We start from the raw sequence: 6332 nt of genomic DNA, 5'->3' as shown, positions 1-6332 counted from the left end.
GGCCAGGTCCTGCCCGACCACGACGACGACCTCACCGGTCGCCGCCCCGCTGAACCGGGCGGTGACGGCCTGCCCGGTGGTCAGCATGTCGGCGCTCGCGCTCACCGGCGCGCCGACCAGCAGCTCACGGCTGGTCGGGAGCACGGCCAGGGCCGCCTCGGCAGCGCTGCGGACCAGCGCGAGCTGGGGATCGGTGATCGTGGGCGCGGTCATCGGCGCTCCTCCTTGGGCGACGGCACGACGAGGCAGGCGAGCCGGGCACCCTGGTTACCGGGCACTGCGTGTGCAAAAACGGTCTCGTTGACGGTGACCTCGAGCGGCACGCTGGTCGGGTGGGCCAGCGGCACGACATCACCGGGTCGTAGATCCACAATGTCATCGGTACGCATGCGAATGGGCTGGAATCGGACAGCTACGTCAATCGGCGCCGCGGAAAGTCCGGCTGTGAGGTTGCGCAGCGAGGTGTCGCGTACCATCCGCTCGGCCGCGGTGAGCTCGATCGTCTCCTGCTTCTCGAGCACCGGCAGGATGGTGCTGAACGGCAGGCAGATGCTGGCCACGCACTCCTCGGTGCCGATCTTCACCTCGAACGAGGCGATCACCACGGCGTCGCCGGGCTGGTGCGCGCGCAGGAACTGGGCGTTGTACTCGATCTCCTTGAGCTTCGGGGAGATGTCGACCAGCTGCTCGAAGCCGTACCGCAGCTCGCCGAGCATCCGTTCCATCAGCCCGCGCAGCAGGGGCATCTCGACCTCGGTCAGCGGCCGCTCCGGCTGGGCGCCGCCGGGGCCACCGAGCATATGGTCGATAGCGGTCATTGCGGCCGAGGAGGCGAGCTCCAGCAGCACCGTGCCGGACAGTGGCTCGATGGAGACGACCGCGATCACGGTGGGGTTGGCCAGCGAGGAGATGTACTCGTCGTAGTTCAGCTGCTCGATCGAGACCAGGGACACGCTGCTGACCACGCGCAGCCGGGTGGTGAACAGCGTTCCGCAGCTGCGCGCGTACGTCTCGAAGGCGATCTGCAGCGTGCGGATGTGCTCGCGGGAGAGCTTGATCGGCTTGCGGAAGTCGTACGTGGTGGGGCCGGCGTTGCCGCGCCGGGCCATCTTGCCGGGGGATCGGGTCGGAGACGTGGTCACGTCGTCCTGATCGGCCGGGTTGCGGAACCGCTGAGCCGCCGGGCGTGCTTTGTCCCCGGCTACGCGAAATGGGCAGGTCCGCGGGGAGCGGACCTGCCCATCGCGGGGGTCACTGGGTGACGAAGGAGGTGAAGTAGATGCCCATCACCAGGTGCTTGTCGTCGTGGTTGTACGCCTTCTCGATCTTCTCGAGCAGCTCTTCCTTGGCCTTGAGCCGGCCCTTCTCGGTCTCCAGCTCGGCCAGCTCCATGCCGGTGTAGTTGTCGATCGCCAGGTCCCGGGCCTCCGCCAGGTCGACCTCCTCCTCGCCGGCCTCCTCGGTCATCTGCAGGGCGAACCCGAGCTTGAGGTAGTGCGCGTCGGCCAGGTTGATCGTCATCGTGTCCTCGATCGCCACGACCGCGCCCTTCACCGGCTCCGGCTCGGCGGCCTCGGCCGCGTCGCCCTTGAGGAAGAAGAACCAGCCGCCGGCGCCGCCCCCGCCGAGCAGCACCACGGCCAGGATGATGATCATCAGCATCTTCTTGGACTTCTTCTTCGGCGCTTCCGCCGTAGCGTCCTTGTCGTCCTTGCTCATCGGAACTCCTCCTGTCGTGGTCAGTCGTGCGGGGTGGTGGACTCGGTGGTTGATTCGGTCGTGCCGGCGGTCGCTTTAGGCTCACCGGCAGCCTGCTTGGTGGTAGTTCCGGTGTGCAGCTTCGCGTCGTCGCCCGCTGCCGCCGGCAGCAGCGCGGCCTGCTCGGCGTTGAGCTTGGTGAGCACGACGACGTCCACCCGGCGGTTCATGGTGACCGCCCGCGGGTCCTTGGGATCGATCAGCGGCTTGGTGTCGGAGAAGCCCACCGCGCTCATCCGGTCCTTGGGCAGGCCGTGCCCGATCAGGTACCGGACGGTGGTGGACGCCCGCGCCGCGGACAGCTCCCAGCCACTGGGGTAGTACGTGGTGGTCGCCTTGAGCTGGTTGGTGTTGCCGTCGACCTCGATGTTGTTCGGCAGCTTGGCCAGCGTGGGCGCGATGGCGTCGAGGATCTTGCGCCCGCCGGCCCGCAGCTCGGCCCGGTTGCCGGCGAAGACGACCTCGTTGGTGACCACGGTGACCACCAGGCCGCGCTCGTTGATGGTGAACTTGACCTGGTTGAGCAGCTTGGCCGCCTCGAGCGCGTCGGCGATCTTCCGCTCGATCTCCTTGAGGTTCTCGGCCTCCTTGGTGGCCGCCTTCGCGTTGGCCGAGGCCTCCTTGCGGCTCGCGGCGAGCAGGGCCCGCTGCACCGCCTCCTTCTGCTCCTTGGTCATGCCCTCCGTGCCGCTGCCGCCGTCGCCCGGGTTGGTGCCCGGGTCGATCGGTACGACGTTGGTGCTCTGCCCGGCGCCCTCCAGGTTCGAGACGTTGCCGGTCATCGCGACGCTGGAGGCACCGAAGCCCTCGGAGAGGCCGGCCGCCAGCTCGGCGAACTTCTTCTTGTCGACGTTGCTCATGCTGAACAGCACCACGAACAGGACGAACAGCAGCGTGAGCATGTCGGCGTACGACACGAGCCAGCGCTCGTGGTTGACGTGCTCCTCGTGCTCTTCGTGGCCGCCCTTCTTCCGGCGCCCCCCGCCGCCCGAGCTCATGGTTAGGCCGCCTTCTTGGTGGACGCGGCCTCGGCCGCCTTGGCGGCGTCCGGCGGCAGCAGGCTGCGCAGCTTCTGCGCGACCAGGCGCGGGTTGGAGCCGGCCTGGATCGCGAGCACACCGTCGATGACCAGCTCCATCTCCTCGGCCTCGATGCCGGAGAGACGGGTCAGGCGGGCCGCGACGGGCAGGAAGATCAGGTTGGCGGACAGCACGCCCCAGAGCGTCGCGACGAACGCCGCGGCGATGGAGTGACCGAGCGTCTCCGGCTTGTCGAGGTTCTCGAGCACGTGCACCAGGCCCATGACCGTGCCGATGATGCCGACGGTCGGGGCGTAGCCACCCATGTTCTCGAAGATCTTCATGCCGGCCTTGTCGGCCTTCTTCTTGGCGCCGACCTCGGCGTGCAGGATGTCGTGCAGTTCCTCGGGGTCCGTACCGTCGATGGCCAGCTGCAGGCCACGCTTGAGGAACGGGTGCTCGACGGTCTTGACCGCGTCCTCGAGGGCCAGCAGGCCCTCACGGCGGGCCCGCTCGGCCAGCTTGACGATGTCGTCGACGAGCTTGTTCGGCGGCGTCACCTTGGCCAGGAAGGCCTTCTGCAGCAGCTTGCCGGCGCCGAGGGCGTCCTTGAGCACGCCACCGGCCATGCCGGCGCAGAACGCGCCGCCGAAGACCAGCAGCATGGACGGGATCAGGATGATGGAGGCCGGGCTGCCGCCCTCCAGGATCTGCACGGTGAAGACGATGGCCAGTGCGATGACTACACCAAGGATGGTGGCGAGGTCCATCAGCGGTCCTTCCGGTGCAGCTGCAGGACGTTCGTCGCAGCGGTCTCGTCGTCGTGGTCAGTGGGCCCGGGCTCGGCCAGCAGGGCCGGCTCGGACTCGATGCGACTCGCCTGGGCGATCAGCGAGGCGCGGTAGTGGCGCACCGAGTCGATGAACTCGGGCACCGATTCGGCGATGACGTACTTGGTGCCGTCCACCAGCGTGATGACCGTGTCGGGCGTGCAGTCGGCACGCTCGACGAGGTCGGGGTTGAGGGCGAACACGGCTCCGTTGAGGCGGGTTACGAGAATCACGACATCCGTCCTTGGGGCGTCTTTTGGCTGGTGGGCCGTCCATGGCCCGTCCTTAGTCACTTCGGCGTGGTATCGGTTGCCGATGAGCGCGACCTGGTCACTTTCCGGGTGCGAGCCGCCCCGGAAAGAGCGAAGCCGGGGCCGGCAGACGTCCCCGGCCCCGGCCCAAGCCGGTCCTTCTTCTCAGACCCCGCCTAAGCCGGGCCATGCATCCGATTCACCGCTTCAGGTTGACGAGTTCCTGGAGGATCTCGTCGGAGGTGGTGATGATCCGGCTGTTGGCCTGGAAACCACGCTGGGCGATGACCAGGTTGGTGAACTCCTGGGCCAGGTCGACGTTCGACATCTCCAGCGCGCCGCTGGTGATCAGGCCGAGGCCCGCCGAGCCGGCCGAGCCGACCTGGGCCAGGCCCGAGTTGACCGTGCTGCGGAACATCGAGTCGCCGATCTTCTCCAGGCCGTTGACGTTGTTGAAGTTGGCCAGCGCGAGCTGACCCAGCGTCTGCTTCAGGCCGTTGGAGAAGACACCGACGATCTGGCCGGTGTTCGACACCGTGTAGGAGCTCAGGATGCCGGCGGCGGAACCGTCCGACGCGCTCACCCGGGCCTCGGTGTTGCCGCTGTACTGGGTGATGTCGGTGATGTCGACGGCGAGGCCGTCGAGCACGATGCTGGTGACCGGGACGCTGCCGTCGTTCGGCTTGCCGTTGACGAACGGGATGGCCACCGGTGTGCCCGAGGGCGTCGACGCGGTCCACTCGTCCTGGCCTGACCTGGTCAGCGTCACGTTCAGGGTGCTGGAGGCGCCGTTCCCGTCGATCACGGGGATGGGGATCACCTTGGAGCTTCCCGGCGCGACACCCGTGGGGTCGATCGGTGCCTCGTACGACAGGTTGCCGGTCAGGGTGAACTTCGAGGTTGCCGCCGGGGCCAGGCTGATGCCGATCGGCAGCTTGATGTTGCCGGGCGCGCCCGCCACGTTGACAGCGCCCTGCGCGTCCGCGCTCCAGCCCTGCACGATCTGGCCGTTGGGCGTGGTCAGCGAGCCGTTGGCGTCGAAGGTGAACGAGCCGGCCCGGGTGTAGACCGTCTCCCCGCCGCTCTTGGTGATGAAGAAGCCGTCACCCTGGATCATCATGTCGCCGGACTTGCCGGTGGTCTGCGCGGCGCCCTGGCTGAAGTTGGCGTTCACGCTGGCCGTCCGTACACCCAGGCCGACCTGGGCGGGGTTCGTGCCACCGGAGCCGTTCTGCGGTGCGCCGGCCGCGTTGACCATCTGCGACAGCGTGTCCTGGAAGACGGTCTGGCTCGACTTGTAACCCGTGGTGTTGACGTTGGCGATGTTGTTGCCGGTGACGTCCATCATCTGCTGGTGCGCGCGCAGGCCGCTGATGCCGGAGAAGAGAGAACGCAGCATAGGTCAGGTGTCCTTCGGGGTAGCGGGATCGGTGGTTGTCGCTGGTCCGGTTGCGGTTTGCTGGACTTCCGTGACCTTGGACAGCTGCACATCCGTGTTCCCGACCACGAGCGTCGGTTCGCTGTCTCCGTTGAGCTTCGTCTTGGTGACGACGCCCGTCTGGGTCATGCCGTTCGCGTCCTGATACGTGACCGTGCGGCCGACCAGCGCGCTCGCGCCGATCAACTGCTGGGCCTGCATCATCTCGGCGATCTGGCCGAGCTTCTCGACCTGGGTGAACTGCGCCGTCTGGGCCAGGAACTGGGTCGAGTCGGCCGGGTTGCTGGGGTCCTGGTATTTGAGCTGCGCCACCAGCAGCTTCAGGAACGTGTCCTGATCGGCGACCGACTTGCTGGTGCCGGCGTCCGTCTTGGTCTTGTTCGTGTACATCGACGTCGCGGTGACGTTCTTGGCGTCGAATTCCTTGCTGACGTTTCCGCCGATCGGTGACGTCATGAACAAGTCCTCCAGAGTTCGAGTCGGTGGCCCTCGCCCTCAGTTTCGGCGGGTTCGCCGATTCACTTAGCCCCTGTTTTCGGCTCAGGCCCGGATGTCGAGGCGGCTGTTGCCATTGGTACGAGGGGGACTGGTTTCGGCCGGCACGGGAGCCGGTTCCGCGGTGTCGCCGCCGTTCCCGCCGCGGGTGCCGTTGTTGCTGCCCATGAACGCGAACTGCTGCCGCGCCTGGTCCTGGCCGGTGCCCTGCCGCAGATCCAGCGAGGCGTTGCCGAAGCCGGACTGCTGAAGCTCGCGCCGCAGGTCGTCCAGGGCGTTGCGCAGCGACTCGTGGCCCGCGTCGGTCGAGCTGGACAGCTGCACGTTGATCTCACCGTTGCGGATCTCGGCGACGACCTGCACCGGGCCCAGATCGGCGGGGTGCAGGTTGACGGTGAGCCGGTGCACGCCGTCCGCGTCCAGCCGCAGCGGGATGATGCGGGCGGACGGGCAGATCATGTTCCGAATGCGCACCACGCTCGAACAGTCGAAACCAGAGCAGCACAACCATACTGGACACAATGGCCAGCAGGTGGCGGCC

At 67.5% G+C, this 6332-nt stretch carries 8 protein-coding genes and 1 pseudogene; all 9 read right to left on the bottom strand.

The genetic code is table 11. The annotated features are described in order from the left end of the window. A pseudogene (locus tag AB0C29_RS28240) lies at positions 1–213 on the bottom strand (flagellar motor switch protein FliN); the annotation flags it as partial. Next, positions 210–1142, bottom strand: coding sequence for a flagellar motor switch protein FliM (locus tag AB0C29_RS28235; protein WP_360545763.1), 933 nt, complete (start codon positions 1140–1142; stop codon positions 210–212). The gene AB0C29_RS28235 and the pseudogene AB0C29_RS28240, both read right to left, overlap by 4 nt. Before the next feature lie 109 nt (positions 1143–1251). Then, positions 1252–1719: a flagellar basal body-associated FliL family protein gene (locus AB0C29_RS28230; RefSeq protein WP_360826118.1), complete on the bottom strand. Its 468-nt coding sequence runs from the start codon at positions 1717–1719 to the stop codon at positions 1252–1254. A gap of 20 nt (positions 1720–1739) precedes the next feature. Further along, positions 1740–2756 carry a flagellar motor protein MotB gene (locus AB0C29_RS28225; protein WP_360826115.1) on the bottom strand — a complete coding sequence of 339 codons (1017 nt, stop codon included), beginning with the start codon at positions 2754–2756 and terminating at the stop codon, positions 1740–1742. 2 nt (positions 2757–2758) lie between these two features. Further along, on the bottom strand, positions 2759–3547 hold the full coding sequence (locus tag AB0C29_RS28220; protein ID WP_360545757.1) for a flagellar motor protein: 789 nt from the start codon (positions 3545–3547) through the stop codon (positions 2759–2761). Beyond that, positions 3547–3840 carry a flagellar FlbD family protein gene (locus AB0C29_RS28215; RefSeq protein ID WP_360545755.1) on the bottom strand — a complete coding sequence of 98 codons (294 nt, stop codon included), beginning with the start codon at positions 3838–3840 and terminating at the stop codon, positions 3547–3549. The genes AB0C29_RS28220 and AB0C29_RS28215 overlap by 1 nt, the downstream gene beginning before the upstream one ends. Positions 3841–4057: 217 nt before the next feature. Next, positions 4058–5257, bottom strand: a complete 1200-nt coding sequence (locus AB0C29_RS28210) for a flagellar hook protein FlgE (protein WP_360826112.1) — start codon at positions 5255–5257, stop codon at positions 4058–4060. Between the two features lie 3 nt (positions 5258–5260). Beyond that, on the bottom strand, positions 5261–5752 hold the full coding sequence (locus tag AB0C29_RS28205; protein ID WP_360545751.1) for a flagellar hook capping FlgD N-terminal domain-containing protein: 492 nt from the start codon (positions 5750–5752) through the stop codon (positions 5261–5263). Positions 5753–5836: 84 nt separating this feature from the next. Further along, positions 5837–6268 carry a flagellar hook-length control protein FliK gene (locus AB0C29_RS28200; protein WP_360826109.1) on the bottom strand — a complete coding sequence of 144 codons (432 nt, stop codon included), beginning with the start codon at positions 6266–6268 and terminating at the stop codon, positions 5837–5839. Positions 6269–6332: the final 64 nt, after the last annotated feature.

Source organism: Actinoplanes sp. NPDC048791, assembly GCF_040650095.1.
Lineage (GTDB): Bacteria > Actinomycetota > Actinomycetes > Mycobacteriales > Micromonosporaceae > Actinoplanes.
This window is presented reverse-complemented; position numbering and strand designations above follow the sequence as displayed.